The organism is Gordonia sesuvii (assembly GCF_036350415.1).
Lineage (GTDB): Bacteria > Actinomycetota > Actinomycetes > Mycobacteriales > Mycobacteriaceae > Gordonia > Gordonia sesuvii.
This window is the reverse complement of the sequence record NZ_JAZDUF010000004.1, coordinates 355,583-381,227: the sequence shown is the minus strand read 5'-3', so window position 1 is coordinate 381,227 and position 25,645 is coordinate 355,583. Positions and strand designations below refer to the sequence as shown.

Here is a 25,645-nt window from a genome sequence, read left to right as displayed (position 1 = left end):
CCACGCATGACCCGCGGCCGTCGACCGATCACTCGGCCCGAGGCGCCTCGCAGACCATGTCCTGCTCGGGCATCGTCCCGTCGACCAGATACTCGGTGACCACCTCCTGAGCGCACGGATTCGTGCCGAGCACATACCCGCCGTGCCCGCTGCCATCGATGGTCAGCAGCCGAGAACGGTTGTCGAACTTGTCATTCATGAGCTGACCGCCCCGCAGGGGCGTCACCGGGTCCCGCTGGTTCTGCACGATCAACACGTTCGCTGGCCCGCTAGTGCCCACGGGCACAGGCGGTTCCGCATCCTCACGCGGCCAGAACGCGCACGCGAAGACGTTCGCGCTCGCCGCGCCGAACAGTGGGTAGCGGTCGCGGTCCTCGGCCACAGCCTCCCGATACACGTCCACGTCGGTCGGCCACGAGAAGTCGTTGCACGTCACGGCCAGAAAGACGGTCCAGGCGTTGTCATGCGGCGACAACCCCGGCGCCGTCGCCGGCCTCGCGGACGCGTCGGACCCACCGCGCAGGTACGACACCCACGCCTCCGCGGTGGCCGCGTAGGAGATCGGATTGTAGAGCGCGACAAACGTACTCAGCCGGAACATCGCGCCGTCGACTTCATCCACCGGGTTGCGGTCGAGCTGGTCGGCCAGCCGCAGGTAGGTTTGCCGGACGTCCTCTTCGGTGGCGCCGAGGTGGTACTCGGCGTCGCGCGCGGCCACCCACGCGGCGAAGTCGGGGAACGTCTGCTCCATGCCGAGTGCATAGCGGCGCAACCCATCCCGGTCCAAATGGGTGTCGCCCAGGTTGCTGTCGAGCACCACACGATCGGTGTGATCGGGGAACAACGACGTGTAGGCCGCGCCCAGGCCCGACCCGTAGGAGTAGCCCAGGAAGCTCGCGGTGTCCTCCCCGAGCGCGGCGCGAATGAAGTCGAGGTCGCGGGCCATGTTGGCGGTGGTCACATGCGGAAGGATGCCGTCGTGGTCGTTGGCCGCGCATTGTGCGGCAATGTCTTTCGACCGCTGTGCCTGCGCGGTCACGGCGGCGTCGTCGACCGCGTAGGGCGGGATGTTGCCACCATAATTCTGGTCGTTGGTGAATCCGCAGCTCACCGGCGACGAATGGCCGACGCCGCGCGTGTCCATGCCGATGACGTCGTAGCTGTCGAGCACACCCTGCGGCAGCCCGAGATCGGCGAGGAACGTGGGCTGGTTCAGGCCGGTACCGCCCGGGCCACCCGGGTTGAGCAGCAGAATCCCGCGGCGCTGCTCGGGATTCGCACTGGCCAGCCGGGAGATCGTGAGGTCGATCCGGCGGCCGTCGGGATCGTCGTAGTCCAGCGGGGCCGACACTGTCGCGCACTGCATCCGAGCCGGACCGTTCTCGGTGTTCTCCACGTCGTCCGGGCATGGGCGCCAGGTGAGTTCGGGTGCATTCGCCGCCGGTGCGGGTGTCGCGTCGGGTTGCGGGGTTGTCGAGCATCCCGCGACGACGCCCAGGGTGAGGAGCAGGGCGATGATGATCGGGGCGGGGGAGCGCGGTCGTACGGGCATGACTGTCCTCCAGGGGGTGAGAAGCGTTGGATGGCGGTCAGTTGGCAACGGCGTCGAGCGCCCAGTGGTAGCGCAAGCGGAGAGCGCGTTCCATGCTGGCGGCGGCCGTGGTGAGAGCCAGGGAAATGGTGAGCCAAAGGGGCAGCGTGATCGGCGAGACGAACACGCCGATCGAGTCCGCGATCGGTGGAATCTGTGAGACCGGTTCGGCGATCTGGAGCGCGAGAAGCGCAATACCGATCAGTAGCAACATAATTGAGACGACACCGATCGCTCGGCTCAGCAGCGGACGACGCTGCTGCAGTCGCGCGCGACGCCCCTCGGCCGAGGCCCGATCCGGGATCAACTGGTGCTCGGTCCCGTCGGCCGTGACGAGATGCACCGCTTGATCCCGAACCCGCTCATCGCCACCTCGATCGCGCCGGCCTCGACGGGAAACGCGGCCGGGAGGGTCGACGACGCGTGATGCCGGCCGTCGCGGTAGAGGTCGGCGGTCACGTCGCCGGAGGCCTGGTTCTGCCAGTGCCGCACGTCGACGGCGTAGTCGGGGTGGTCGCGGCCGTCCGGGCACCGCAGATAGAACAGCGCCCGACCAGGTAGCTGCCACCACCGGAACCGTTGCAGCGCCCGACCGTCGCCGGGTTGCAGTCGCTGCGCTGCATGTCGTCGTCGCCACTTGTCCCACATGGCAGTCATCTCTCCTCGGTCCGTCAGCTACTAGCACGCTGTATTGTTGGCTACAGAACCGACGCTAGCACACTGTGCTAGTACGGTGTGCTAGTCGAAAGGTAGGAGATGGCAAAACCCGAGGTAAAGGCGCTCGATTCGCGGGCGAAAGTGATCATCGCGGCCTGTCAGATGATCGGAGAGGACCCGTCGAGCACATTGAGTGTGCGTGCGGTTGCGGCACGGGCCGGGGTGAGCATGGGGTCGCTGCGACATCACTTCCCGACCCAGCGAGCACTGCGCGACGCCGTGCTGGAGACCATCTACGACGTGGTCGCCGCCGACGACCAGATCATCCATGACACCTCGGTCCCGGTCCGCGACCGACTGGCGCAATGCCTGCGGCAGATGTTCGCGCCGGGCGTCGGCGAGGAGGCGCGTCAGGCGTGGATCAAGGTGTTCGAGGGGTTCATCGTCCCGGAACCGACCGCCGACACCCGGCAGGCGTATATGGCCTTGGATGTCGAGGGACGCCGGCGCGTCGAGCACTGGCTCGCGGTACTGGCCAACGAGGGCGTGCTGAGGCCCGGCGACAGAATCCAGCAAGCGCGGTTCCTGACGACCGTTTGCACCGGGCTGTCGATCGAACGCGCACTGCCGGCCGAGGATTCGATCCTGCACACCGAGACGGAAACGCTGTATGCGGCGGTCGATGCGGTGCTGAAAACCTCCCTCTGACCCGGCCACGGGTCGACCGACGTCGCTGCGTCACCGACGGTCACATGCGGACGGCGGCCTCGGCTAGGTCCCACAAACGTTGTGCCGCAGCATCGGCGACCGCGTGTGGTGCCACACCGGCGGGACCGGATGCCGTGACCGCGGCGGGCTGATTGTCCTCCAGATAGACGCCTGACAGCGAAGCCGCCAGCGGTGAGGCGGCGAGCAGCACGCTCGGTGCGGCCGCCTCCTCCAGTGTCTTGGAATAGGGCTGCGGGATGACGTTGCCGTCATCATCGATCGCACCCATTGCGCGCATCGTCTCGTCATCGAGGTGGCGCTGCAGGTCGGTCATCACCCAGCCCGGATTGACGGCGTTCGCGGTGATCCCGCGGTCGACCCAGCGCCGTGCTGCCTCGGTTGCCAGCAGGATGTCCGCGGTCTTCGACTGGCCGTAGGCGACCCACCGGTCATAGGGTCGATCGTGGAACTGCGGATCGTCGAAGTCGAACGGGACGTCGCGATGCGCGCCGGATGACACGACCACCAGTCGGCCGTGTGCAGCCGCGAGCGCCGGCTGTAGCTGCAATGCGAGGGCGAAGTGCCCGAGGAAGTTCACCGCCAGTTGGTACTCCCAACCGGTGGCCGTGCGCTGCAGGTCTGGGATGGCCATGACTCCGGCGTTGCACACCACCGCGTCCACCGGACCCTGCCAGCGGCCCGCGAAGGATCGCACGGACTCGAGGTCGGCGAGGTCGATGTGCTCGACGTGTATGTGGGATGCGAGATCGTCGGTGGTCAAGTCGTGGGAAACCCGTTCCGGATTGCGCACCGCGATGGTGACGTCGGCGCCGGCCCGTGTCAGTGATCGGGTGATCTCGGCGCCGATGCCCGCGCCGCCGCCGGTCACGATCATCCGGCGACCCGTCAGGTCGACACCGGCGAGTACATCGGACGGCGTGGAGTGGGCGTGAAACGGAAGAGTTGCTGTGGTCATATATCTACAGTAGAACCGCGAATCTGGACGGAAAATGGCTCAGAGTCGCAATTGTATGAGCGAGAGTCCAGAATGGTGGGATGGTGGACCCACTCTCGGATGTACTGCGGCTGACGGAGGTGACCGCGCATCTGTCCGCGGGCATGACGGGCCGCGGTCGCTGGTCGGTGTCGTTCGATGCCCCGGTCGGGGTGAAGTTCAACGCCGTCCGTGCCGGGCATTGTGTTCTGCGGGTCGACGACACGACGATCGAACTCCACGAGGGCGACTGCTTCCTGCTCACCGCACCACACCCGTTTCAGCTCGCCACCGACCCACACGCGATGCCCCGACGAGCGGGCGACGTGTTCGCCACCCTCGACGCCGACGGGGTTGCCCATGTCGGTGCCGACGAGTCGGGTGAGCCGGTCACGCTCATCGGCGGGCGATTCGACTTCGGGGCGCGAGCACACGAACTGATCATCAGCGCATTGCCCGGCGTCGTCCACGTGCGCGCCGACCGCCCCGAGGCAGCCACCGTCCGCTCCGCGATCGAAGCGATCGACACCGAATTGCGCAGTACCGCAGCCGGAAACGGGGTGATCGCGGAAAGCCTCGCCGTCGTCATGCTGGTTCGCATCCTGCGGCTGCTGCTCGACGACGCACCGCACGGCCTGACGGGCATGCTGGCCGGCTTGCGCGATCCGGCTGTGGCGGCGGCGATCTCCGCGATGCACGAACGTCCGGAGCATGCGTGGTCGGTGGCCGAACTGGCTGCGGTGGCGGCGGTGTCGCGGTCCACGTTGGCGGCACGTTTCACCCATACCGTCGGAGTGGGGCCGCTGGCCTATCTCACCGGCTGGCGGATGGAGTTGGCCGCACACCGGTTGCGCCACACCGATGATGCCTTGGCCCGCATCGCCCGCGACGTCGGCTACGGCTCGGACAGTGCGTTCAGTGTCGCCTTCACCCGTGTTGTCGGGTCCTCGCCGAGTGCCTACCGGCGGGCGTCCGTCGATGCGCAGGCGTCCTGATCGCAGACTGTGACCTTGGCCAGATCGATCAGTTCTTGGGCGGTGCTGGGCCTGCCATTGTGGTTGGGCCACCCATGGACAGCGGTGCGCCAGTCGGCAGGCACTGCATCTGCGCCCCACCTCGCCCCGAGGAGGCCGCCGGCGATTGCCGCGACCGTATCGGTGTCATTGCCGATCCGAATCGCGGTGTCCAGCGCGCGCTGAAAATGGGTCGCATCGGTGGCCGGGGTCTGCACGATCGCGGCAGCAGCCGATTGGAGTGCGGTCACTGTGAAACCGTTGGGCGTGAACACCTTCGGGCTCTGGGTGGTGGCGTCGTCCAGCCACTGAGTCCAGGTCGGCTGTCGGTCGTCGGGGATCAGGTCAAGGCCGGCGCGGATGTCGATGTGGCCGTCGAGAACGGCCACGCGGATGGCTTCGCACCACAGCACACAGGAATCGCCGGCGAGCGGATCGGCATGGGTCAGTGATGCCACCAGCCGGGCAGCCCTGGCCAGCTTGTGGCGATCCGCGAGAAGGGCGACGGCTACCGGTGCAGTGCGCATCAGCGCACCGTTGCCCGCGGAACGCGGGTTGGCGTCGGCATACCGCCGGGATTCATCGCGCATGATGCGACTGACTCCGTCCGCGCCCGCATCGATTCGGCGGCGGGTGGCGCCGAGAACCGCCCGGGTCTGGTTGCCGACGTCCGGCGGGTTGCCGTCGAACCAGCGCAGGAAGTTCTCGGCGATGGCGTCCAGCGCGTCGTCGGTGGTGAGATCCGCGCCGGTGGCTGCGACGAGCGCAATGGCCATCGCCATCGAGGTGTCGTCACTCCACTCGCCGGGAGCGAAGTCTCCGAGACCGCCGCCCAGCATCTGCGGGGTCTCGTCGTCATGGAGGACGCGGGTCTCGAACTCGTAGGGCACGCCGAGGGCGTCGCCGACGGCGGTGCCGAGGAGAACGCCTGTGGCGCGGTCGAGTTGGGTGGGGGTGAGGTGCACTGGGGCCTTTCTAGTGGGTGGTGTCGAGAGGTCTCGATACGCGTCGGGCTCGCAAGCTCGCACGTCGCTACTCGACCAACGGTTAAGGAGTCGCGTATCGAGATCGACCAGCGGCAAGGGCTACGAGCGCCGGCGCCCGCGCTTTCGGTTCCCCAGGTGATACGAATCCCGCGTCGCCTTCGACGCGTAGATCGATCCGATGAGGGGCGCTTCGGCACTGACCTCCTCGATCATCGACAGCTCCATGTCGATCGCCGCACGATCCTCCGGCCTCGCCAGGACGGACGCCGCCCGCAGGCGGTCGCGCGATTCACGCATGTGCGCCAGGCCGCCGTCGAGGTCGCCGGTCTCGTAGGCCTGTGACGCCTCGAGCTTGGCCGCCTGACCTTCCTGATACAGCCGCTCCGACTGCACCTTCGGATCGGGCACCCGATCGCCGAGTTCGTCGCCGGGCACCACGTTCACCGAGATGGGCAGCGACACCGTGTGTTCGGTGAGGGTGGCGGTCTCCACATAGCGCAACTCCAGCGACGCGATCTGGGCGAGGCCCAGCGAAGCGAGGCCGTCGACCTTCATCCGCAGCAACAGCTTTCGTGCCTCGAGCGCGTACAGGTCGCCGAGTTCGATCATCACCTCGCCGTCGGCGGTCTGGTGGGCGGGCAGGTCGTTGTACAGCGAGAGTGCCTGCACCTGCGGCACGTAGCGCACGGTCAACGTGACCGCCTGCGCCGACTTCGCTAGCAAACCCTCGACCTCACCGGCGATCGCCGCGCCGGCCGCGTCAGGGTCGTCGGCGAACACGTGGTTGCCGTTGCCGGAGCGCGAGATCGCCGACAACAGCGTCTCGTCGTAACCGCGGCCGTACCCGAGGGTGGAGGTGACGATGCCGTCGGCGGCCGCCTTCGCGGTGATACTCGCGAACTCGTCCAGATCCTGGATGCCGCGGTTCACGTGACCGTCGCTGATCACCAGCACTGTGCCGCCGCGGATACCGGCAGTGGTGCCCCGTCGCAGTTCCTGCAGACCCCGCAGGTAGCCCGACGACAAGTCGGTGCAGCCGCCTGCGCTGATCGAGTTGATCGCGTCGGTGGCGCGCTGCTTGTCGGTGAGTGCAGCGGCGGGCACCACCACCTGGGCGTCGTCGTCGAAGGTGACCACGCCGAACACGTCCGACGGATCGAGCTGTGCGACAACCCCGGCCAGCGCCTTCCGTGCACCGTCGAGGGGCGGCCCGGACATGGAGCCGCTGCGGTCGAGCACCACCTGCAGCGCAGTGGGCGTGCGGTTGGTGTCCGGGCCGGCGGGGGCTTCCAGTTCGAGTAGCACGGTGACCTCGTCGGCGGCCTCGTGGGCGACGACCTCGACGTCGAGAGCGGCGGAGAGTTTCATCGGATTTCCTTCCTCCCACCTGGCATCCGACCGAGGCGGTGACTTTGCGCGTTTTTGAGCTTACTACTTTGCGCAGACATTCGCATAGGGTTGGGGCGTGAGTGCTCGCGCCCGCCCCGGTCTCAGCGACTATCCGCGGCCCAACGTCGCCGCCGACATCGCCGTGCTCACGGTGGTCGATGCCACGTTGTGCGTTGTGGTTCAACGCAACACAGACTCCGAGGGAGCCGCGCTGCCGGGGCGGTTCGTCCGGGAACGACACACCGTCGAGGAGACGGTCCGCGAGGTCCTCGAACTCAAACTGGGGCTTTCGCCCGATCACGTCCGACCGCACTTGCTGGCGGTGTTCAGCGATCCTGACCGAGATCCCCGGGGGTGGACGATCTCGATCGCGCATGCTGTGGCCCTACCGGCCGACGAGCTGTCGGACGTCGTCGGCGAGGTCGCGCCGCTGACGTCGGACGGGCAACTGACGTCAGGGGAGCGCTTGCTCTATGACCACGAACAGATCATTGCAGCGGCCACCGACAATCTTCGCGAGCGCTACGAGGACCAGCCCGATCCGGACAATCTGCTACGCGCGCCGTATACGCTGTCGGAGCTGCGTGAGCTGCACGAAGCCATCCTGGGCCGGCGGCTGATGCGCGACTCGTTCAACCGTCGGGTACAGCCGTTGCTCGCCGCCGAGATCACCGCCGACGGTCAGCCGGCGACGCGGGTCGGAGGTGGCCGGCCGGCGCGGCTCTACTCCAAGGACGCGTCGCCGACGGCGACCTTCGGGTGGCGGTTGCCGAGTGCGGAGGGTCGGGAGAAGTAGTTTCGGAGGATGACAGCTGTCAGGGCTGCGGACCGAGCGAAATCGGGTAGTAGAACACGCCGTCTTGGTTGTCGACGCGCTCGACCTCGAGGCGTTGTTCTTCGGAAAGGTGGTCGCTGACCGCGATGAAATCGGCGGGGTCGATGTCGCCTGCCTCGACGAGCAGGCGCTTGACCGCTTTGGCCGGGATCAGGCCCCGTTGTCCGTCGTAGTCCATTGCGAGTGCGTAGCGAGGCGCGGCCCTGGTCACTGTCACGACGGTCGTATTGACAGAAGTCGCACCATCAGGCGTGGGCTTGTTGTTCCGTGCTTGCTGGGACTCAAGCTCTGCTGCGAGGTCATCCGCGAGCTGGTCGACTGTACTTAATAGGTCGGCCATGGTCTTTGCGACCTTTCGATGAAAGTCGGTCGGGTTGAACCCTTCGCCAGGCTTGTACATGTCTTCGTGAGTCAGCTCGCCCCACGAGTCCTGAAGTCGGGTTTTCACCTGCACCTCGACCTTGACTAGGTGGGCCTTGGTGTCAACTGTGCTGGGAGCCTCCAGCACGACATGGTAGGCCCGATAGCCACTCGGTTTCGGACTCAAGACATAGTCAGAGGGGTCTTCCGCGAACTGAATCCGGCCACTGGGAACGGCTTCTTCCAGCCGACACTTGAACGCCGCGAGGTCACGTGTGCTTTTGCACAAGACCTTGATCCCAACGATGTCTGAGATCGCCCCTTCGATCTCGTCGGCATCTTGTGGCAACGCACTGATCTTTCCGTCGCGTAGCTTTCGACGGATCTTCGCCTCGGCGCGTTTGGGCTCTTTTATCCGATGAGTGCGGCAGTCGATGCGGGAGGGGTCTCCATCTCCGATGGCCGATGCCGCGACCTGGGTTAGGAAACCCTGTGCAGCGCTCAGGGCAATCGACCAGCAGCTATCGCGAGCCTGCCAGGTCTCCTGTACGAGCGTTTCGAAGCCATCTGACATGCGCACCTCCCCGACGGTCCGCTCGAACATAGCGCAGTGAACGGTGAGGGCTGCGAACATCTCTGGCGAGTGTCGCGGGGTGCGGCCGTGAGAAACGTTCTGTCGTACGGCGAGGTCGCGGATACCGCGTTGTGGCTGTCGAGCCGCGCTGGTGAGTATGGGTCATGTACGAGGCGACGCGGTTATCGGTGTCATGTGGGCGACGGTACGTCGGTGGTCCGTGATGATCACGGCTTCAGCGGCAACTGCGCGCGCATTCGACCGGATACGGATGTGGCGTCTCCACTGCATCTCCACATCGAGTGGCCATCGACCTGGATTCCGAATTGCGGCCTTGGATCGTCAGATCTAGTTCATTCGAGTAACGCGATCTCGCGTGCTATATTCGATCGCGCTCTATCCTCCCATCTCTTCACCCCAATTTCTGTGTAGAATATACTTGGTTGCGCGAGAAAGCCTTTTAGGACATCGCGACGTCCTGGACGGAAATATGCGTCGGGGATGGTGGAGTACTCATCCCTCACTTGTCGGCGATAGCGGTCATATTCTGCGGCCGATGCTCCGAGTATCGACAGATCTGCATCGCATAGGACTGCAGCGTTGATATCTCCGTCCGCAACTAGGTGTCTTGCTGTGATCTCCACGAGTCGCGCGACCTCGTCTGAGACCCTTGGATCAATCAGCTTCTCAGCTGCCAAAGCGGCTGAGTGGCGCTCGTTGTCAGGCCCCGGGATGTCGTAAATCGCATCGTGAAACCATGCCGCGAGTCGAACAGCGGCAACGTCGAACTCGAGCCCGGCGTCCCGGAGGATATCGATAGACGTCAGAACATACTTGAGGTGCTCGACAGTGTGGTACTTGCGGTGTGGCTCGCTCCAGCGAGATAGAAGCTCTTCGCGTAGCTCCGGACTTAAGGCGGGCTCGAGCAAGGCACAATCACTCATAGAATTGTCCCTTTGGAAGTCGGGGCCGGGCCGCAGCAGGCCATTCTTCGCTTGTGACTATTGTCCAAGTGGAAGGCTTTGACGTGAAGTCCATCCAACGTCCGTTACCTAGATACAGTGAATAGAGATGTTCGTCGGGAAAGTTTCCCAACCTGATGTAAAGGTTGGACGAACCACATCGTCCGCGAAACCATGATCGGTCTTGGGGATCGGGTGTAAATACCACCTCCGTGGCCAACGCCGCTTCGAGATCGGGAACTTGAACTGCGCGGGTAACCATTGCCTAGCTCTCTAATCCTCTAGGTGGGCGGACTTTACAGTATTGGTCAATGCCGACCATGCATCCACGCTCTCGGAAGCAGTCGTGCCGGTGCATTGCAGTAGGTAGACGACATTGCCTCGCTGGTAAAAAACGTACTTTGTCACGGTGAACAGCCACCCCGATCCTTCATCTCGATAAGAGCCGGCCTGGATTGTGCCGCCTTCATCTCGATCTGTGACAGGGAATCGCTCGGCACGCTGCTCTGACCAATGCGGAAAGTGGCGTGCTTCGGTGAACGCATCATCGAGCGCATCGTTGACATCCACATTCGAATCGACGATGAAACGCGTGACTACCACGATGACGTTGTCCCTGAAGGTCGTCAGAACATCGGAGGGCCCCACAAGGGTGGTGAGATACCCAAGCTCTCGTCCGCTCGAAACCTCTTGCCATGCAGCCATCTCGGCGTCGAGGCAGACGGTGCCAGCAATCGTTTGAGGGTCGACAACGCGCGCCATTGAAACGGCCATTAGGCCGACTCTTTCGTAGATTCCGATCGTTTTGATTGGAGTCAATCGAACAGCCCTCCGAGTTGCTTTCCGACGCGATTGCCGAGGAGTCCGCCGGCGATTCCGCCGATCACTGCGCCAGCTGCCATGCCAACCGGGCCCCCGCCCACGCCTGCCATCATCCCGTACTGCGCACCCGCCCATCCTCCTGCGAGTGTGCCAGTTCCTGATCCCGCCGCCTCGAGCACGCTCTCGTTTCCGTCCTTAACCTGGTGGTATCCATCGTAGATCTCGTAGGCGACAGCCACCGGGATCGCCGCCTTACCGACCACGCTAAGCGCACCTTTTCCGTACGCGGGTGCCGCTTCTGCAGCTGGCCCGGCGCGCGCCGCCACTCTCGACTCGACTTCTCCTGGGTCGGGCAACTTAGGGTTGGCAGGGTCAACACCGTACGCCGCGTTCACCGAGCCGCGACTCTCAGACGAGGAGCGGATGATGTCGTCCAGCGCCTGTTCTCGGCTCATTCCGTACTTGTTGGCTTTATGCTCGATGAGTTCGTCCATCGACTTATTCGGCTCCTCCCGGAAGAGTTGCGCGGCCAGGTCTCGATCAGCCATCAAATCGCGTGCTTTGGTCCGGATCTCGTTTCGCAGGTCGACGGCAATGCGTGCGCGCTGCTCCACCGGCAGATCGCTCTTGGCCAATGTGTCGTTGAGGGTCTTGAGCCGTTTCTCCGCTTCGGTGTAGTAATTGCGGGTCTCGGCTTCAGTCAAAGAGCCGTCAGGATACTGGGGGAGGCCCAGGGAGGCGATCCCGTAGTTTCCGCGGTATGAGCCATCGAAAGCGGCTGCGGGAAGCTGTTCCGGTCGGATCTCACCATCTGCCGCCCGAATCGCAGCAGCCAGCGCATCGTCCGCCTCCTCGGCATTTAGTAGCAACTGGTTGACCAAAACCTGGAGTGCAGCGCGATCAGCTTCTCGCTCGTTGGCATCCTCGACGGACATCACTGTCTGTAATATCGACCGAACGCTGCCGTCGTTGTCTATCGAGAACATCTTCGCAGCCGCTTCGGCACGGAGCTTTGCGAGGTTGTCCTTGATTGCCTGGATCTTGGTCGCGGCAGCGCTCGCGGCACGTCCGATCGCTGCGACCTGTCCGCCGTGCTGGCTCAGATCGACTCGGGTCCGCCCGACGGACCTTTGCGCGGCTGCGGCCGCATCTCCATCCCAAGTCGAAAACGTTGATAGGTTGCGAAGCTGAGCGGCTTGCGAGTCACAGTGCGCCTCTTCCGATGCGCACACATCGAACACAGCCTCGATATCACCGACATTCCATCGGTCGATATCGTCTATGCCAATCACAGGTTCAGGTAGCGGGTTCCGCCCGTCGGTGGTGGCGCGACGGTCCTGGATATCTCGGCACCAGATGATTCGTCTTGCGTCTCATATTCGTCCGCCGAGAGAGCGAATTTCGTCGAATGGTCGTTCATGCGACTGGTTACCGCTCGGGCCGACGACTTCAATGAATCCATACGCTCAGCCAGCGCCGACGCTGACGCCCCGACCCACCCCGACGACGCCTCGTCGATACGCGAATGTCCAGAGTCAAACACCTGAACGGTGTCGTCATGCCAACCAGCGACCAGGTGAGACCCGAACCGCAACTCAGCCGGATCGACCTTTACGTGATCACCCACAAGAACCCCCGAATACAACTGCAGCTACTCGACACTGCACTGGTCACACGCTAGCAGCGAGTTAGACAGTGCACGCTGTGACGGTGGGGAAGGCACACGCGATTGAGAATTACCAGCTACTTTGGCCCTGTCTAGTCATCCATTCGATCGACCCGTGGCCGCGCGACGGCATCGGCCAAGAGTTCCCAGCGGCCGATCTCCACTTACCCCGACACGACCCCGACATCCCCAGGTCACGCGCCCTCCGCTCGTACAGTGAGCCGAAGCCGGCGACCGAGGATGGACCGATGAGCAAGAAGCGTGAGCGTGACACGACTAAGCGCCTCGAAGCCGAGGTGTCGCGGCTGCAGAGCGAGCTCGCGCGGGTCGAGAAGGTCACGTGCAAGCGCATCACCCGGCTCGAGAAGGATGCCGCCGAACTCCGGGCGTTGATGCTCTCGATGACCGAGACGGTGATTCCTCCGGCGAACTCTGCGCCGGTGACAGCGAACCCGAAGCCGCCCTCACCGAAGCGCGCGATGCCGGAACCCGCCGGTGAGTCTCCGGCCAGGAAGGCGATCGCGAACTGGCCCACGGTCACCAAGGCGTATCTGACGACGCACTGAGCAGTGCGGCGCGAGCACCGTCGCATGCCGCACTGCGCGCCCACGCGGAACGACTACCGTCATGTGCAGCCACCGAACGAAGGAGCAGCCATGACCACCCCGCAGGCCGACGCCGTCCTCACCGACTTCATCGACGCCATCACCACCGGCAGCCTCGAGGTGATCGACCTGACCACCCCACTCAGCGCCGCCACCCCGGCCCTGCGCCTGCCCGACCCGTTCGTCAACCTGATCGACTTCAGCCTCGAAGAGGTCAGCGCCTACAACGAGCCGGGCCCGTTCTGGCGGCACAACAACATTCACACCGGCGAGCACATCGGCACCCACCTCGACGCGCCGGTGCACTGGATCACCGGCCGCGACGGCGACGACGTCTCCCAGATCCCCGTCCAACGACTCATCGGGAAGGCCGCGGTGCTCGACCTCACCGCCAAGGTCGCCGACAACCCCGACTACCTCCTCACCATCGCCGACGTCGAGGAATGGGAAGCCACTCACGGCCAACTCGACGCCGGCACGTGGCTGCTGCTCCAGACGGGATGGGAATCGCGCGGCGGATCGGAGGCCGAGTTCCTCAACGCCGACGACACCGGCTCGCACACACCGGGAGTCGCCTCCGACTGCGCCGAATGGCTTGCCATCCAACGCAACATCACCGGCCTCGGGGTAGAGACCGTCGGCGTCGACGCCGGCCTGGCCGCCGGATTCGACCCGGCCTTCCCGGTACACCATTACTTCCTCGGCAACGACAAGTACGGCCTGACGTCGCTGCGCAACCTCGGCCGGCTGCCCGCCACCGGTGCGCTGCTGGTGGTCACCCCGCTGCCGATCGTCGGCGGCACCGGCAGCCCGTCGCGGGTACTCGCGGTGATCGGCGCGGCATGACCACCTACGGTCCCACCGTCGCCGACGTGGTGGGCCGAACCTTGGCTGATCTCGGCGTCGGCCACGTCTTCGGGGTGGTCGGTAGCGGCAATTTCGCAATGACCAATGCCCTTCGGGCAGGCGGTGTTCCGTTCACCGCAGCCCGCCACGAGGGTGGTGCGGCGATGATGGCCGACGGCTACTCCCGTATGTCGTCGCGCGTCGGGGTGGTGTCGCTGCACCAGGGATGCGGTCTCACCAACGCGATGACCGGCATCGCCGAAGCGGCCAAGAGCCGCACCCCGATGATCGTGCTCACCGCCGACAGTCCCGCCGCGGCCCTGCGCTCCAACTTCCGCGTCGACCAGGAGTCGATGGTGACCAGCGTGGGCGCGGTCAGCGAGCGGGTCTACTCGGCGCAGACCGTGGTCGCCGACGTGACACGCGCTTATCGGACCGCGGAGACGCAGCGTCGCACGGTGGTGCTGAATGTGGCCATCGATGTGGCGGCGAGCGCGGCGTCAGTGAAGGGGCCGATCAACGCCGTCTTCGAGGCACCACGGGCGCGGCCGAACGCGGAAGCGGTGGCGCAGCTCGTCGACGCCATTCGGGCATCGAAGAGGCCGGTGTTCGTCGCAGGCCGCGGCGGTCGTGGGGCCGGTCCCGAAATCTCTGCGCTGGCCGAGGCTTCCGGAGCGTTGCTCGCGACATCGGCGGTGGCGCATGGGCTCTTCGTCGACGACGAGTACGCCCTGGGTATCTCAGGTGGCTTCTCGTCGCCAACGTCGGCCGAGCTGATCGCCGACGCCGACCTCATCGTCGGATGGGGTTGCGCGCTCAACATGTGGACGATGCGACACGGCAAGCTCATCGGGTCGGAGACGACGGTCGTCCAGGTCGATGATGACGTCGACGCGATCGGCGCGCACCGCCCGGCCACGATCGGGGTCATCGGCGACTGTGCGTTGACGGCGCAGGATGTGCTTTCCGAACTGGGGCAATCGGACGTCTCGCGCTACCGCACCGCCGAAGTCGTCGTTCGAATCGCCAAAGATTCACGGTGGCAGCATGTCCCGATCGACGACATCTCCACCACCGACCGCATCGATCCGCGCGCACTGACCATCGCACTCGATGAGATCCTGCCCGCCGATCGGGTCGTGTCCATCGACTCCGGCAACTTCATGGGCTACCCGGCCACCCACCTGTCGGTGCCCGACGAGTACGGCTTCTGCTTCACCCAGGCATTTCAATCGATCGGGCTCGGGCTCGGTACCGCGATCGGTGCGGCAGTAGCTCAGCCGCAACGGCTTCCGGTGCTGGGTACCGGTGACGGCGGATTCCTGATGAGCATCGCCGACCTGGAGACCGCGGTGCGGATCGGTCTGCCGCTGGTGGTGATCGTCTACAACGATGCGGCCTACGGGGCCGAGGTGCACCACTTCACCGACGCCGACCACGCCACGGTCACCTTCCCGGACACCGACATCGCCGCCATCGCCGAGGGGTTCGGCGCACGAGGCGTCACAGTGCGGACGCTCGACGATCTCGACGGTGTGCGGCAGTGGGTGGACGAGTTTCGCTCAACCGGGTCAGCCCGACCGCTCATCATCGACGCCAAGATCGCCGACGACGGCGGCTCCTGGTGGCTCGCCGAGGCGTTCGCCGGACACTGAGCGACGAACCGCGTCAGCCGGCAGGTACCGGTGCCGGCGTCAGATCCTTCAGGAACTTCTCGATGCTCGGAACGATCGGCGGCGCGTCGAGCGCGGGCATCCGGGGCGGGGTGATCACCGGCAGTTGCGGCGGGGTGATCGCCGGCGCGGGTGGGGGCACGATGTTCTTGACGATCCGGTCGAACTCGGCGGAGACATCCTGCACGGTCTTGGTGACGTCGTTGGTCACCCGCTCGACCTGGGCCGGAACATCCGCGGCCAGCTTGTTCAGCTCGGCGACCGGATCGGGCAGCGCGGGTGGTGGCGGCAACTCGAGTCGAGGCAACGCGGGAATCTCGAGGCGCGCGTTGCGGGTTCCCGCCCCCGGCAGCGGGATCGGCCGCAGCGCACCGGCGATGAAGTCGCGCTGGTTGAGCAGGGTGGGGATGACGCCGTGGATCACCTCGAAGTGAATCCCGGCCGGCGGGAGGAACGGGGCGTCGATGGTGAAGCCGCTGGGATTGCCGCCGAGGAGTCCGGGCAGGCCCAGCTCGGCCGAGACGCCGACCGAACCGATCAGCGGTAGCGAGAAGCTGAAGCCGATCTGGAAGGTGTGCCCGTTCAGCAGTGCGTCGACGATCTTGACCGGGTCGTTGAGGAGGTGGCTGACGAACGTGACCGGGTCGCCGCGCAGAACCGAGAGCAGCAGGCCGGCGCTGCTGACGCTCAGCACCCAACCGACCGACAGTGCGGTGCCGATGAGTGCGGGCGTGACCAGCAGCGCGACGATCGGGAGTCGGAGCGCGACCCGCCCGGCGTTGGCGAGCGTGTTCCAGACGATGGGCAGCAGGTCGGCATGTCCCTCGTTGGCGATGCGGATCGCATCTTCCAGCGGGACCAGCGCCGCTGCCGCGGCCTCCTCGAACCGACCCTGCAGCAGCAGGGTGAACGACCGGAACACCGCGCCGGGAACCTCGAGCGCTACCCGACCGAGCTGTGCGTAGGTGTTGAACTCGACGGCCAGGAAATAGGCGATGTTGGCCAGCTGATTGCGGCCGATCTGCGTGAGGATGGGGGCCGGCTCCCGGATGAGGATGCCGCCGATCTCCGCCAGATTCTGGCCGGTGTTGGCGAACAACGTTCCCCAGGTGACGAGCGGATTGACGAACCTGACGGGGTTCACGTCGAGGGTTTGCGTCGCGACCACCGGCGCCGCGATCGGCTCGACCGGCTTCATCGGTGCCGACTGCAGGGCGGGAACCGCGATCAGTAGGATGGCAGCGAACGCGGCGATGCCGGCTTTCACCTGCAGGCCAAGCCATTTCGGCATAGCATTTCTCGCTCTCGGCAGACAACGCGGGATGGCCCGCAGGTCTGCGAACCGCGAATCTTCGTGTGCGACAAATATCCGGTCTTTGTTGTAGCACATTGGGCGTTGATCGGCTGGGCTTCGCGGAAAGCTGGCCTGTGTAACCCTGATCCCTGAGGAGCGAGCTTGCGAGCGTATCGAAGGGTCACGAAGGGCCGCCCCTTCGTGACGGACCTCCGCTAGCGCTCCGGTCCTCCTCAGGGAGCGAGGGGGGAGGCTCCTCAGGGACCAGGGGGCTCGCTCCCCAGGGAGCGGTAGACAGTAGCGCTTCTCCGGACCCGGGACGTCAGTATCATCGCGACCATCGAGACCACGCAAGGAGGCGACTGATCGATGGCGGATGCCGCCCCACCCGAAGCCCCGACGCCCGCGGACTTCACTTTCGCCCCACTCAGCCCGGTCTCGTTCCTGTCCCGCGCAGCGGCGGTATTCGGCGAGCGCACCGCCATCGTGGACGGCGAGCTCACCTTCACCTACGCCGAATTCCACCAGCGATCCGGTCAGTTGACCGCTGCCCTCGCGGACCTGGGCGTCCAACCCGGCGATCGGGTTGCCGCGTTGTGTGCCAACAGCCACGTGATGCTCGAACTGCACCACGGTGTACCGGGATTCGGGGCGGTGCTGGTGCCGCTGAACATCCGGCTGTCCGAGGCGGAACTCGGCTACATCCTCGAACACAGCGGCGCGACGCTGTTGGTGGCGACCGCCGAGTTCGCCGAGGCCGCACGGACCATCGCAGACGCGGCCGGGATTCGGGTGATCGTCGCGGGCGGCGCCGACGACGAGTACGAGGCGTTGCTCACGACCGCGACCGCGCCGGTGTGGCGCGACGCCGACGAACGCGGACTGCTGGCCATCAACTACACCTCGGGTACCACCGGACGACCCAAGGGCGTCATGTATCACCATCGGGGCGCGTATCTGCAGTCGCTGGCGATGGCCTATCACACCGGCATCGGTCCGGGTTCCGCCTACCTGTGGACGTTGCCGATGTTCCATTGCGACGGTTGGTGTTTCCCGTGGGCACTCACCGCCGCCGGCGCCACCCACGTGTGCCTGCGCGCCATCGACACCGCCCAGATCTGGCGTCACCTCACCGAGGACGGCATCACCCACTTCAGCGCCGCACCCACGGTGCTGACGATGATCGCCGAGGACCCGGCTGCCGCGACCCTCGACCACACCGTGCACGCGACCACCGGTGGCGCGCCGCCGTCGCCGTCGCTACTCGCGCGAATGGCCGACCTCGGCGTCGAGGTCACCCACCTGTACGGGCTCACCGAGACTTTCGGTCCGATCGCGGTCAACCAATGGCAACCCGAGTGGGACGCCGGAGATGCCGATGCCCGGGCACTGCTCAAGGCACGCCAGGGCATCGGCAACATCTCCGCCGGCCTGCTGCGGGTGGTGACCCCCGACGGCGACGACGTTCCCGCCGACGGCGCCACCGAGGGAGAACTCGTGGCGCGTGGCAACAACGTGATGCTCGGCTATTACCGCGACCCGGACGCGACCGCGGGCGCCACCGTGAACGGATGGCTGCGCACCGGCGACGTCGCCGTCATGCACCCCGACGGCTACGCCGAGATCCGCGACCGCAGTAAGGATGTCATCATCTCCGGTGGCGAGAACATTGCTTCGGTGGAGGTCGAACGCGTCCTCGACAGCCACCCCGACGTGGTCGAGTCCGCCGTGGTCGCCCGCCCCGACGACCGCTGGGGCGAGGTGCCGGTCGCCTACGTCACAGTTCGTCACGGAGCCGATCTGTGCGCCGACGCGTTGGTCGAGTTCGCCCGAGAACACCTGGCGCGGTTCAAGGTTCCCAAGCATGTCGTGTTCGCCGAGCTGCCCAAGACGTCCACCGGCAAGATCCAGAAGAACGTGCTGCGTCGGCAGGTCGAGCAGGGCGATGCCTCGTGACGCGCCCCGATGCGTCCACCGAACGTCGCCGCATCCCGCGTCTGCCGCTATGGGTGATCGGCGCTGCGGTGGTCGTGGTCATCCTCGGCGCCCTGCTCTGGCACGGGCGGTCCACCATGCAGGAACGCAGCGCGCACGAGACCGTGGCGACCTCCCGATGTGAGGACGCCGTGCGCGGCGAACTCGACAACCGGTTGGGCGCGAACGGCCAAGCCGCAGAAGCGGAGTTCGTCGACGTCGATTCGCGGACAACGGGCGTGGGCAGTGGCGAGGCGCAAGCTCTGCAGGACGCCGGCCGCGACCGCGCCGACATCGAAACCCATTGGGCCGTCACCGGTGACGTCACTCTCGACGGTGAGCTCCCCAGCGCCGCCCGACTCGGGCCGACCAACCCGTTCCGATGCACCGCAGCCGTCCTCGACGACGACAGCGTGGTGATCACCGGAGTGCACATCAACTGACCTGAGGCGGTCCGGGAGTCACGGTTCGAAGCCGTAGACCTCGATTGCGTTGCGCGCGTAGAACTGGTCCTGCTCATCGGCGGTCGCGTCGCCGATGACCGCGTCGAAGCCGGCCTGCAGTTCCTGATAGGTACCGGCGATGCGGTGGATGGGGAAGTTGCTTCCGAACATGACCCGATCCCAGCCGAAGGTCTCGATCGCCGGCTCGATCCATCGGCGCAATGCCGTGGGCTCAAACGTGTTCGTGGTCATGCTGAGCCCGGAGACCTTGCAGGAGGCGCGAGTCTCACGGGCACACAACTGAACGGCTTCCAGCCACTCGGCGTGGGCGTCGTCGTTGTCCGCGGTGGGAAAGCCGGTGTGCACCAGGGACACCGTGAGGTCGGGGAAACGTTCGAGCACCCGAATCCAATCGGCCATCTCGTCGGGCTGGGTGACCAGGTCGAACACCACATCATGCTCGGTCAGCCACGACAAGACGGTGTGCACCGCGGGGGAGTCGGGTTCGAAGTCGTAGACGACGCGGATGCCGGCAAATCCCGATGTCATCGCCTGCTGAGCGTTCAGATCGGCGACGATTTCCGCCGGGGACATCGTCGCGTCGACACACCCGATGTACCGCATGTCCAGGTGGTGCTCGTCGGCCAGTTTCACCGCCCACCGCAGTTCGTCCAGATACGAGCGCGGCGTCAGCGCTGCGGAGATGTGTAGGAGCTTGTCGACGGGGAACGAACCGACCGCTTGCTGGTAGTCATCGGGCCCGAAGTCGCTCGCGAGTTCGGGCGTCGCGACGCTCCGCGCATAGTCGGCCATTCCGGGGTACCAGCCGGTGGCCAGGTCCCAGAACCGCATGTGAGTGTCGACAACCCGGTCGGGCATGGCTTCTCCCGTCAATCGACCGGCGACGAGCTGACGTCTGGTTCGTTAGGAAAGATAACGTATTCAGAGCGTCGGCGAAGCCCATCAATTGGGGGAATTGTGCGATCAGCTGATGGCGCGGATCCTCTCGGCCGGTGACTCCCACTGCGCCAGCGACCGCATCACGTCGCTGGCCACCACCGCGTGCCCTGCCCGTGTCAGATGGATCATGTCCGCGCTCAACCAGCTCGGCCGGAGTCGCGCGGGGTGCTGCCAGAACTCGGTGAGCACCATGTCGTAGCGTCCGGCCAGTCGACGCGTGATGTCGGCCAGCGCGGAGAAGCGCTCGCGGAGGTCGGCGAAGTCATCGGAGAACGCGTCGGCGAGGGTGAACATCGACAACGTGGCACCGGTCGCCGCGACGGCGGAGCACAGTTCGTCGAGGTCGCGTTCCACGGTGTAGAGGTCTGCGCCTGCGAACAGGTCGTTGCCGCCGGCGCTGATGTGCACCAGATCGGGCATGAACTCGTACAGCGGAACAACCTGTGCCGCAGAGATTTCCGGGATGGTCGCACCGATGAGTCCGCTGTTCAAGTAGGCGAGGTCGGGGTTGACGGTCCGCAGCGTGTCGGCCACCCGGTCGGCCCAGGCGACGTCGGCGTACCCCGGCCACGGGTCGCCGATGCCCTGCGCGATCGAATCGCCGATGACGGCGAACCGACGCCAGGGGGCCGTCGACAGCATCTCGCGAGCTTTCGCCGGCGGCAGGAGGAGAGGATCGTCGCGCTCGGTCCAGGTGTCGGACGAATGGTCGTCGACGTGGTTCATAACAGACTCCCTCGGATCATCGAGCGTAAACTCAACGGACGGTCGTACGTCTTGTTCGAAACAATACGACCGATCGTTCGCCTTTTCAAGGGTTGGGTGGGAGCATGGGTTCATGACCGACTCGGAGCGGCTCTCGGACAAGCGCCTCATCAAAGGCGCCAGGGCGCGCGCGACCATCGCACGCCACGCCGCCGACGTCGCGTCCGTCGAGGGGCTGACCGGCTTGAGTCTCGGAAAGCTCGCCACGGACCTCGGGCTGAGTAAGAGCGGTGTCTCGACACTGTTCGGCTGCAAGGAGAACCTGCAACTGGCCGCGGTCGAGTCGGCGCGCGACGTCTTCCTCAGTACGGTCGTCGCGCCGGCGCTGAACGACGAGCGCGGACTGCCACGGCTGCGCACCCTCGTCGATCGGTGGCTGGACTACGTCGCAACGCCGGCGATGCCAGGCGGATGTTTCCGCGCTGCAACAGTTCCCGAGTTCGACAGCCGCCCGGGACCGGTGCGTGATGCCATCGGGGCGGACCGGCGTGAGTGGCTCGACTTCCTCGAGAAGGCGATCCGCTACGCACAGGACGACGGTGCGCTCGCCGACCATGACGCCGCCACCCTCGCGTTCGAGCTCGACGCCGTGGTGGCGGCCGCCAACTCCGGGGCCCGCATCGGAGACGAGTCGGCGTTGCCGACGGCGCGACGGATCGTCGAACGACTGCTGGGTGAGACTGACCAGCACCGCCTCTAGGCCAGGTCACGTCGGGCGAATCCGACCACCCCGACGACACCCAGGATCAGGCCGGTACCGGCCAGGAGTGTGGGCGGGAGGGCGTGCACATCGACTCCCGGCAGATGCGGAACATGATGAAAGACTGAAAGGTTCATGATCTCCGGTCCGAGGTTCATCGACGGCCCGAGGATCGTCACCACGCCCGACCAGGCCAGGATCACCCACGGTAGCCAGGCCAGCCGTGGTGCAACTCCGATGACCCCGACGGTCAGCCCGATGAAGAAGCACGCCGCGGGGAGCTGCGCCAGAGATGCGATCAGCATGCGTGCCGGTTGGCCGGGGTCGCCGACCCCCACCCCGTGCGCAAGGCCGATTCAGACGCCCACGATGCCCGCCAGTACCACGGCAGTCACTGCCGCCAGGGCGAGGTGCAGTACCGGCAGTCGCCAGCGCGGCACCAGTCCCGACAGCAGCAGGTCTGCGCGCCCGGCGAGTTCTTCGCTGCGCAGTCCCGCGGTGATCGCGATGGCTGCGCCGGTGGTCGCAACCGCGAGAATCAGTGTCGACATCGCCAGGAAACCGTCCACCACATCGACGTTGAACCGCTCCAACAGTTGCCGCATACCGGCCGGGCCGTCGGAGATGTCTCCGACGTCGCGGGCCGTGACCCCGAATCCCAGTCCGAGGACGACCATGGTGGCGGCCCAGATCGCCAGGGTCATACGTTGATTGCGCAGCACCAGGCCCGCGGGCCGTCGGGTGAACCAACCCGCGTGGGCCGGACCTGGCGACGGGCGCCAGAGGCCGGAGCCGTGGTCACGGGTGAGCTCGATTCGCAGTGCGACGAGCACACCGGTCACGGTGATGATCAGGCACGGGATCACCGGCCACCACTGGATGTTGCCGTACGGGTGGATGGCCTGCGCGAGGCCGAGGGGCGAGGCGTACCGTAGCGAATCGGAATCGGTGGCGTCGCCGAGAGCGCGGAGCAGGTAGGCGACACCCAATACGCCGCAGGCGATCCCGTACGCGCCCTTGCTGTGCTCGGTGATCTGGGCAGCCAGAAGCGCGATGGCCGCGAACATGGTGCCGATGAGCACGGTTGCGACACCGAACGCGAACGCACCGGTGGGTTCGCCGCCGCCCGCGATCAGCGCGAATGTGGCACCGATCCCGATCGTGACATTGATGACGAGCGCCATCGCCCCGACCGCAACTGAGTTGGCCAGCAACGCGAACCGCCCGGAACGTAGCAACTCGAGCCGGCCGAGTGCTTCCTGCGACCGGGTGTTCCGGACGACGAGAACGATGTTGAGCAACGCCACCGCGAATGTGACAAACCACCCGACCTCGAACGTGGTGATCCCTCCGATGCCGACCAGGCCCACCGGCGGTCCCTGCAAGGCCTGGGACGCACGGAGGCCGTCGGTGATCAGTGCGTACTGGATGCGATCGGTGACGGTCGGGTAAATCGCGGTCAGGCCGAGGATGCCCGCGTAGAAGCAGGCGACCACACCCGCGGCGGCGACCATGGCGCCTCGGTAGTTCAGACGGACACACAAAGTGAATGCCGTTGTCATTCCGGTCATGTCATCCCTTGGTGGAGCTGGTACCGGAAGGGATAGCGCGGTCGGCCGACGTGTCGTAGTGACGCATGAAGAGCTCCTCGATCTCGATCGACCCACCCGACACGGCTCGGAGCTCGGCGAGCGACAGTGATTCGACGGTGCGGCCATCGCGGATGATGGTTGCCCGGTCGCACAGCTTCTCCACCTCGGGCAGGATGTGGCTCGACAGCAGTACTGTCTTGCCCTCCTTGGCCACATCGCGGATGCATTCGCTGAACTGTCGTTCCATCAGTGGGTCCAGTCCGGAGGTGGGTTCGTCCAGGATGAACAGTTCGACATCCGTAGCGAACGCGGCGACCAGCGCCACCTTCTGGCGATTTCCTTTCGAGTACGTGGAGCATTTCCGCGTCGGGTCGAGAGCGAATCGGTCCAGTAGCTCGGAGCGTCTGGCAGGGTTGATGCCCCCTCGTAGATTCGCGAGGATGTCGATAACCTCGCCACCCGTGAGCGAGGGCCACAGGTTGACGTCGCCGGGCACATAGGCGAGGCGCCCGTGGATGGTCATCGCGTCCCGCCGAGGGTGTAGACCGAACACCTCGGCTCGGCCGGAACCGGCCTTCAACAAGCCGAGTAGGGTACGGATGGTCGTGGTCTTGCCTGCACCGTTGGGGCCGAGAAATCCATGGATCTCACCGGATTGGACCACCAGATCGAGCCCGCTCAATGCGTGGAAGCGGCCGTAGCGTTTCGTCAGGCCGGACACGTCGATGACCGGAGACATCTGTCCTCCTCTTCCCGACATCTGTCGGGATGTGAATTGTGTGGACAGTCTGGCGCGCTAAAGCGTGCAGCGCTTGTATGGATCTGCAACCGCAGCATCTCGACTACCAGCGCTTACGCCGCTAGCCTTACTCCATGGGCGGAGAATGGCGCGGCCAGTACCGTCTGGGAATCAGGCGCGTTGTGCTCGCCGGCTCCTTCGGACCGGCGAAGCTGCACCGCCACCCCATCGTGCAGGTGACCGTCGCCTATTCGGGTGATCTGCTGGCCACCAATGGTTTCGACGATCGGCGCTGTCGTGCGGTCGTCATTCCCGGAGGTGTCACCCACACCATCCGTGCGGTCGGCGATGACGTCCGGGTGCTCTCGCTGCACATGCCGGCCTGGACAGCAGAGGCGAAAGCAGTTGGTGGACTTGTGCCTCCGGGAGGAGGGCCATCCGACTGGGTGGCTGCAGCAGCCGTCCTCGAGGACCTGCATCTCGACGAGGCCATGGACATCGACGTCGCAGCCGACAAGGTCATGGACGTACTGCTCGCGACGGCGGGCAGGGAAGTCGAGAACTCGAAGGTGGCCGCCGCTGTCGAACTGATCGGAACCCGCGTACCCGGCAAGCTGCGCATGCACGATCTGACGCGAGTTGCGGCGGCGTCGCAGAGCAGCCTCAGCAGACTGTTCACCCGTGAGACAGGGATGAGCTTCGCCGCCACCGTGCGATGGGTGCGGATGCTCTATGCGGCGCAGGTGGCGGAGTCCGGCGGGTCCATCACCGATGCCGCACACGCGGCCGGATTCACCGACAGTGCGCACGCCAACCGGGTGTGTCTGGAGATGACTGGCGTGACCCCCAGAGTCATCTGGCAGGCCGCCCGCAACGGGGATGTGCACAGGTAGGTCGGCGCCGCCGCGCGGTGTGGTCTGAACAGACGACATTCACGCGGAGGCTTGCGGCATCGTTTACAGTGAGCGGGCGATATGCCGGTCTTGACGGGGGTCTCGATGATCATGCGTAGGTTCTGCGCTGTCCTGATGGTGGGGGCAGTGGGGATGCTGACCTTTCTGGGTCCGGGTACTGCTTCGGCGGAACCTCAGTTGCCGAGAATCACGCAGTACTCCGAGGACATCGGCACCTTTGGAGACCACTCCTACTGTCGCGGCGCATTCCGCGTGGGCATGGTGGCCCCGAACGGCAAGAGGGGCGTCGTTCGGCTGACTCTGACTTCTCACGGATTCACTGGCGACGGTGCGAGTTGGCGCCGCGATCCAAATTGCAGGTTCATCACCGAGATCACGATCTTCAGCGCCACTGTTGTGGGCCAGCAGACGTCGATTCCTGTGGCGTTCGGGCCGCGCCGGGGCGAGAAGGTGGTCCGTGATATTCGCACCGGGTCCGGCCCGGTCAGTATCGGCGTACTCACTTATCCGTCGCACAACCCAGTTCGGCTGCAGCAGTCGTTCGGCGCAGCCTTCTACACGATTGTTCCGTGAACATTCGGAC

26 protein-coding genes and 1 pseudogene are annotated in these 25,645 nt (G+C 65.5%); 11 read left to right on the top strand and 16 right to left on the bottom strand.

Going from position 1 to position 25,645, the window contains the following annotated elements; all coding sequences use genetic code 11:
• Nucleotides 1–28 precede the first annotated feature (28 nt).
• The 3 genes from VZC37_RS15605 to VZC37_RS15595 form a co-directional block, all read right to left on the bottom strand.
• A complete protein-coding gene (locus tag VZC37_RS15605; protein WP_330433481.1) occupies nucleotides 29–1,552 on the bottom strand; it encodes an alpha/beta hydrolase in 1,524 nt (507 codons plus the stop codon).
• Between the two features lie 37 nt (nucleotides 1,553–1,589).
• On the bottom strand, nucleotides 1,590–1,805 hold the full coding sequence (locus tag VZC37_RS15600; RefSeq protein WP_330433480.1) for a hypothetical protein: 216 nt from the start codon (nucleotides 1,803–1,805) through the stop codon (nucleotides 1,590–1,592).
• An 89-nt stretch (nucleotides 1,806–1,894) separates the two neighbouring features.
• Nucleotides 1,895–2,248: a hypothetical protein gene (locus VZC37_RS15595; protein WP_330433479.1), complete on the bottom strand. Its 354-nt coding sequence runs from the start codon at nucleotides 2,246–2,248 to the stop codon at nucleotides 1,895–1,897.
• A 99-nt stretch (nucleotides 2,249–2,347) separates the two neighbouring features.
• On the opposite strand from VZC37_RS15595, the gene VZC37_RS15590 reads away from it, so the two are divergent.
• Nucleotides 2,348–2,956: a TetR/AcrR family transcriptional regulator gene (locus tag VZC37_RS15590; protein ID WP_330433478.1), complete on the top strand. Its 609-nt coding sequence runs from the start codon at nucleotides 2,348–2,350 to the stop codon at nucleotides 2,954–2,956.
• A gap of 40 nt (nucleotides 2,957–2,996) precedes the next feature.
• Here VZC37_RS15590 and VZC37_RS15585 read toward each other — a convergent pair whose 3' ends face one another.
• Nucleotides 2,997–3,932 (bottom strand): SDR family NAD(P)-dependent oxidoreductase, encoded by a 936-nt coding sequence (locus tag VZC37_RS15585; protein ID WP_330433477.1) that lies wholly within the window; start codon nucleotides 3,930–3,932, stop codon nucleotides 2,997–2,999.
• An 80-nt stretch (nucleotides 3,933–4,012) separates the two neighbouring features.
• On the opposite strand from VZC37_RS15585, the gene VZC37_RS15580 reads away from it, so the two are divergent.
• Nucleotides 4,013–4,945 carry an AraC family transcriptional regulator gene (locus VZC37_RS15580; RefSeq protein WP_330433476.1) on the top strand — a complete coding sequence of 311 codons (933 nt, stop codon included), beginning with the start codon at nucleotides 4,013–4,015 and terminating at the stop codon, nucleotides 4,943–4,945.
• Here the strand turns inward: VZC37_RS15580 and VZC37_RS15575 are convergent.
• Both VZC37_RS15575 and VZC37_RS15570 read right to left on the bottom strand, forming a co-directional pair.
• On the bottom strand, nucleotides 4,909–5,928 hold the full coding sequence (locus tag VZC37_RS15575; RefSeq protein WP_330433475.1) for an ADP-ribosylglycohydrolase family protein: 1,020 nt from the start codon (nucleotides 5,926–5,928) through the stop codon (nucleotides 4,909–4,911). The two genes, VZC37_RS15580 and VZC37_RS15575, sit on opposite strands and share 37 nt — an antisense overlap.
• 120 nt (nucleotides 5,929–6,048) lie before the next feature.
• Complete coding sequence (locus VZC37_RS15570) at nucleotides 6,049–7,317, bottom strand: vWA domain-containing protein (protein WP_330433474.1); 1,269 nt, start codon at nucleotides 7,315–7,317, stop codon at nucleotides 6,049–6,051.
• Nucleotides 7,318–7,414: 97 nt separating this feature from the next.
• Here VZC37_RS15570 and VZC37_RS15565 point away from each other — a divergent pair, with 97 nt between their 5' ends.
• A complete protein-coding gene (locus tag VZC37_RS15565; RefSeq protein ID WP_330433473.1) occupies nucleotides 7,415–8,134 on the top strand; it encodes an NUDIX hydrolase in 720 nt (239 codons plus the stop codon).
• A gap of 19 nt (nucleotides 8,135–8,153) precedes the next feature.
• Here the strand turns inward: VZC37_RS15565 and VZC37_RS15560 are convergent, their stop codons facing one another.
• The 5 genes from VZC37_RS15560 to VZC37_RS24720 form a co-directional block, all read right to left on the bottom strand.
• Nucleotides 8,154–9,167 (bottom strand): GTP pyrophosphokinase, encoded by a 1,014-nt coding sequence (locus VZC37_RS15560; protein WP_330433472.1) that lies wholly within the window; start codon nucleotides 9,165–9,167, stop codon nucleotides 8,154–8,156.
• Between the two features lie 293 nt (nucleotides 9,168–9,460).
• Nucleotides 9,461–10,051 carry an HD domain-containing protein gene (locus tag VZC37_RS15555; protein ID WP_330433471.1) on the bottom strand — a complete coding sequence of 197 codons (591 nt, stop codon included), beginning with the start codon at nucleotides 10,049–10,051 and terminating at the stop codon, nucleotides 9,461–9,463.
• Between the two features lie 291 nt (nucleotides 10,052–10,342).
• Entirely contained in the window at nucleotides 10,343–10,843 is a 501-nt protein-coding gene (locus VZC37_RS15550; protein ID WP_330433470.1) for an LpqN/LpqT family lipoprotein, read from the bottom strand.
• Between the two features lie 41 nt (nucleotides 10,844–10,884).
• A complete protein-coding gene (locus tag VZC37_RS15545; RefSeq protein WP_330433469.1) occupies nucleotides 10,885–12,183 on the bottom strand; it encodes a phage head morphogenesis protein in 1,299 nt (432 codons plus the stop codon).
• Nucleotides 12,180–12,518, bottom strand: coding sequence for a WXG100 family type VII secretion target (locus VZC37_RS24720; RefSeq protein WP_431309422.1), 339 nt, complete (start codon nucleotides 12,516–12,518; stop codon nucleotides 12,180–12,182). The genes VZC37_RS15545 and VZC37_RS24720 overlap by 4 nt, the downstream gene beginning before the upstream one ends.
• A gap of 287 nt (nucleotides 12,519–12,805) precedes the next feature.
• Here VZC37_RS24720 and VZC37_RS15540 point away from each other — a divergent pair, with 287 nt between their 5' ends.
• From VZC37_RS15540 to VZC37_RS15530, 3 genes are all read left to right on the top strand, one after another.
• Nucleotides 12,806–13,123 (top strand): hypothetical protein, encoded by a 318-nt coding sequence (locus VZC37_RS15540; RefSeq protein ID WP_330433468.1) that lies wholly within the window; start codon nucleotides 12,806–12,808, stop codon nucleotides 13,121–13,123.
• A gap of 90 nt (nucleotides 13,124–13,213) precedes the next feature.
• Nucleotides 13,214–14,008 carry a cyclase family protein gene (locus VZC37_RS15535; RefSeq protein ID WP_330433467.1) on the top strand — a complete coding sequence of 265 codons (795 nt, stop codon included), beginning with the start codon at nucleotides 13,214–13,216 and terminating at the stop codon, nucleotides 14,006–14,008.
• On the top strand, nucleotides 14,005–15,663 hold the full coding sequence (locus VZC37_RS15530; protein ID WP_330433466.1) for a thiamine pyrophosphate-binding protein: 1,659 nt from the start codon (nucleotides 14,005–14,007) through the stop codon (nucleotides 15,661–15,663). Before VZC37_RS15535 ends, VZC37_RS15530 begins: the two co-directional genes overlap by 4 nt.
• Before the next feature lie 13 nt (nucleotides 15,664–15,676).
• On the opposite strand, the gene VZC37_RS15525 is transcribed toward VZC37_RS15530, so the two are convergent.
• Nucleotides 15,677–16,972 (bottom strand): hypothetical protein, encoded by a 1,296-nt coding sequence (locus VZC37_RS15525; protein WP_330433465.1) that lies wholly within the window; start codon nucleotides 16,970–16,972, stop codon nucleotides 15,677–15,679.
• 372 nt (nucleotides 16,973–17,344) lie between these two features.
• Between VZC37_RS15525 and VZC37_RS15520 the strand changes: the two genes are divergently transcribed.
• Together VZC37_RS15520 and VZC37_RS15515 are read left to right on the top strand one after the other, a co-directional pair.
• Nucleotides 17,345–18,931 carry an acyl--CoA ligase family protein gene (locus tag VZC37_RS15520; protein ID WP_330433464.1) on the top strand — a complete coding sequence of 529 codons (1,587 nt, stop codon included), beginning with the start codon at nucleotides 17,345–17,347 and terminating at the stop codon, nucleotides 18,929–18,931.
• Nucleotides 18,928–19,392 carry a hypothetical protein gene (locus VZC37_RS15515; protein WP_330433463.1) on the top strand — a complete coding sequence of 155 codons (465 nt, stop codon included), beginning with the start codon at nucleotides 18,928–18,930 and terminating at the stop codon, nucleotides 19,390–19,392. Before VZC37_RS15520 ends, VZC37_RS15515 begins: the two co-directional genes overlap by 4 nt.
• Nucleotides 19,393–19,410: 18 nt before the next feature.
• Here VZC37_RS15515 and VZC37_RS15510 read toward each other — a convergent pair whose 3' ends face one another.
• Both VZC37_RS15510 and VZC37_RS15505 read right to left on the bottom strand, forming a co-directional pair.
• Complete coding sequence (locus VZC37_RS15510) at nucleotides 19,411–20,271, bottom strand: amidohydrolase family protein (RefSeq protein ID WP_330433462.1); 861 nt, start codon at nucleotides 20,269–20,271, stop codon at nucleotides 19,411–19,413.
• Nucleotides 20,272–20,376: 105 nt separating this feature from the next.
• The gene (locus tag VZC37_RS15505; protein ID WP_330433461.1) at nucleotides 20,377–21,078 is read right to left on the bottom strand and encodes an SGNH/GDSL hydrolase family protein; all 702 of its coding nucleotides are present in this window, start codon (nucleotides 21,076–21,078) and stop codon (nucleotides 20,377–20,379) included.
• Nucleotides 21,079–21,190: 112 nt separating this feature from the next.
• On the opposite strand from VZC37_RS15505, the gene VZC37_RS15500 reads away from it, so the two are divergent.
• The gene (locus VZC37_RS15500; protein ID WP_330433460.1) at nucleotides 21,191–21,817 is read left to right on the top strand and encodes a TetR family transcriptional regulator C-terminal domain-containing protein; all 627 of its coding nucleotides are present in this window, start codon (nucleotides 21,191–21,193) and stop codon (nucleotides 21,815–21,817) included.
• Here the strand turns inward: VZC37_RS15500 and VZC37_RS24725 are convergent.
• Nucleotides 21,814–22,884 (bottom strand): annotated as a pseudogene (locus VZC37_RS24725) (ABC transporter permease). The gene VZC37_RS15500 and the pseudogene VZC37_RS24725 sit on opposite strands and share 4 nt — an antisense overlap.
• Before the next feature lie 505 nt (nucleotides 22,885–23,389).
• Entirely contained in the window at nucleotides 23,390–24,148 is a 759-nt protein-coding gene (locus VZC37_RS15485) for an ABC transporter ATP-binding protein (protein ID WP_330433457.1), read from the bottom strand.
• A 134-nt stretch (nucleotides 24,149–24,282) separates the two neighbouring features.
• On the opposite strand from VZC37_RS15485, the gene VZC37_RS15480 reads away from it, so the two are divergent.
• Together VZC37_RS15480 and VZC37_RS15475 are read left to right on the top strand one after the other, a co-directional pair.
• Nucleotides 24,283–25,041 (top strand): helix-turn-helix transcriptional regulator, encoded by a 759-nt coding sequence (locus VZC37_RS15480; protein ID WP_330433456.1) that lies wholly within the window; start codon nucleotides 24,283–24,285, stop codon nucleotides 25,039–25,041.
• A gap of 153 nt (nucleotides 25,042–25,194) precedes the next feature.
• Nucleotides 25,195–25,635 (top strand): enoyl-CoA hydratase, encoded by a 441-nt coding sequence (locus VZC37_RS15475; RefSeq protein ID WP_330433455.1) that lies wholly within the window; start codon nucleotides 25,195–25,197, stop codon nucleotides 25,633–25,635.
• Nucleotides 25,636–25,645 lie beyond the last annotated feature (10 nt).

What these genes read in the sequence shown, in the direction of transcription:
- VZC37_RS15560 (WP_330433472.1), bottom strand. Translation starts at nt 9,167, where the DNA reads ATGTTCGCAGCCCTCACCGTTCACTGCGCTATGTTCGAGCGGACCGTC.
- VZC37_RS15595 (WP_330433479.1), bottom strand. Translation starts at nt 2,248, where the DNA reads ATGACTGCCATGTGGGACAAGTGGCGACGACGACATGCAGCGCAGCGA.
- VZC37_RS15505 (WP_330433461.1), bottom strand. Translation starts at nt 21,078, where the DNA reads ATGAACCACGTCGACGACCATTCGTCCGACACCTGGACCGAGCGCGAC.
- VZC37_RS15540 (WP_330433468.1), top strand. Translation starts at nt 12,806, where the DNA reads ATGAGCAAGAAGCGTGAGCGTGACACGACTAAGCGCCTCGAAGCCGAG.
- VZC37_RS15485 (WP_330433457.1), bottom strand. Translation starts at nt 24,148, where the DNA reads ATGTCTCCGGTCATCGACGTGTCCGGCCTGACGAAACGCTACGGCCGC.
- VZC37_RS15535 (WP_330433467.1), top strand. Translation starts at nt 13,214, where the DNA reads ATGACCACCCCGCAGGCCGACGCCGTCCTCACCGACTTCATCGACGCC.
- VZC37_RS15605 (WP_330433481.1), bottom strand. Translation starts at nt 1,552, where the DNA reads ATGCCCGTACGACCGCGCTCCCCCGCCCCGATCATCATCGCCCTGCTC.
- VZC37_RS15600 (WP_330433480.1), bottom strand. Translation starts at nt 1,805, where the DNA reads ATGTTGCTACTGATCGGTATTGCGCTTCTCGCGCTCCAGATCGCCGAA.
- VZC37_RS15530 (WP_330433466.1), top strand. Translation starts at nt 14,005, where the DNA reads ATGACCACCTACGGTCCCACCGTCGCCGACGTGGTGGGCCGAACCTTG.
- VZC37_RS15525 (WP_330433465.1), bottom strand. Translation starts at nt 16,972, where the DNA reads ATGCCGAAATGGCTTGGCCTGCAGGTGAAAGCCGGCATCGCCGCGTTC.
- VZC37_RS15520 (WP_330433464.1), top strand. Translation starts at nt 17,345, where the DNA reads ATGGCGGATGCCGCCCCACCCGAAGCCCCGACGCCCGCGGACTTCACT.
- VZC37_RS15555 (WP_330433471.1), bottom strand. Translation starts at nt 10,051, where the DNA reads ATGAGTGATTGTGCCTTGCTCGAGCCCGCCTTAAGTCCGGAGCTACGC.
- VZC37_RS15550 (WP_330433470.1), bottom strand. Translation starts at nt 10,843, where the DNA reads ATGGCCGTTTCAATGGCGCGCGTTGTCGACCCTCAAACGATTGCTGGC.
- VZC37_RS15475 (WP_330433455.1), top strand. Translation starts at nt 25,195, where the DNA reads ATGCTGACCTTTCTGGGTCCGGGTACTGCTTCGGCGGAACCTCAGTTG.
- VZC37_RS15480 (WP_330433456.1), top strand. Translation starts at nt 24,283, where the DNA reads ATGGGCGGAGAATGGCGCGGCCAGTACCGTCTGGGAATCAGGCGCGTT.
- VZC37_RS15500 (WP_330433460.1), top strand. Translation starts at nt 21,191, where the DNA reads ATGACCGACTCGGAGCGGCTCTCGGACAAGCGCCTCATCAAAGGCGCC.
- VZC37_RS15580 (WP_330433476.1), top strand. Translation starts at nt 4,013, where the DNA reads ATGGTGGACCCACTCTCGGATGTACTGCGGCTGACGGAGGTGACCGCG.
- VZC37_RS15570 (WP_330433474.1), bottom strand. Translation starts at nt 7,317, where the DNA reads ATGAAACTCTCCGCCGCTCTCGACGTCGAGGTCGTCGCCCACGAGGCC.
- VZC37_RS15585 (WP_330433477.1), bottom strand. Translation starts at nt 3,932, where the DNA reads ATGACCACAGCAACTCTTCCGTTTCACGCCCACTCCACGCCGTCCGAT.
- VZC37_RS15510 (WP_330433462.1), bottom strand. Translation starts at nt 20,271, where the DNA reads ATGCCCGACCGGGTTGTCGACACTCACATGCGGTTCTGGGACCTGGCC.
- VZC37_RS15590 (WP_330433478.1), top strand. Translation starts at nt 2,348, where the DNA reads ATGGCAAAACCCGAGGTAAAGGCGCTCGATTCGCGGGCGAAAGTGATC.